The sequence below is a fragment of the Sphingobium bisphenolivorans genome (assembly GCF_000412635.1).
In the GTDB taxonomy this organism is placed as follows: Bacteria; Pseudomonadota; Alphaproteobacteria; order Sphingomonadales; family Sphingomonadaceae; genus Sphingobium; species Sphingobium bisphenolivorans.
Genome location: NZ_ASTG01000061.1, coordinates 1 through 788, shown reverse-complemented (window position 1 = coordinate 788; position 788 = coordinate 1). Strand labels below are relative to the sequence as shown.

At 66.9% G+C, this 788-nt stretch carries 1 pseudogene; it reads right to left on the bottom strand.

From position 1 onward, the window contains the following. Positions 1-788 (bottom strand): annotated as a pseudogene (locus tag L858_RS22120) (hypothetical protein); the annotation flags it as partial.

Genomic DNA, 788 nt, shown 5'->3' with positions numbered 1-788 from the left:
GCCTGCGGCTGGTCGTCTACGATGTTGATGACCAGATTGCTGCTGACCGGATCGCCGTCGCCATCGGTCAGGGCGAGTTCGAAGCTGACGCTTGTATTATCGCCGGCCGTATTGTCCTTGAGCGTATAGGTATAGCTGAAGGAGCCGTTTCCGGTCACTTCGTCATAGCTGCCGGAATTGATGACCAGCGTGCCGGTGCCGTTGTTCACGACCGTCTGCGGGAAGGTCGCCGGATCCAGCGCCACCCCGCCCACCGTCAGCGACTGGATGCCGTCGGCCGAATGGAAGGTGACGGTGCCGGTCACCGCCTCGCTCGGGTCGCCATTGGCACCCGCTGCCGCCTGCTCGCCCGATCCTTCGGACTCGCCCGTCCGCACCGGCAGGCCCTGCTCGTAGACGGTCGTCGTCTCGCCGCCCGCTGCGGGCACCGAAAGCGTCGGCTTGGCGTCGCCGATCGAGATGGTCAGCGTCGAGGGCGACGGATCGCCATCGCCGTCGAGCAGCACATAGACGAACCTGTCGTCCATCCCGCCCGGCGTGTCCGTGAAGCGCGTATAGCTATAGTCGCCGTTCGAGAAGAGCGTCAGGTCGCCATATTGCCCGTGGATCACCGCCGACCCACCGGCCGCGACACCCTGGCCGCTGCCCGCGACCAGCCCGCCGTTGACGATGCTGCCGCCAAAGCTCACCCGCGCGCCGACGCTGTCCGCGCCCACTATGTCGGCGGTCTGGCTGGTCGTGCCAGCCCCGCTGATGACATTGCCCGCTTCAGGCCCGAAGCTGCCCGC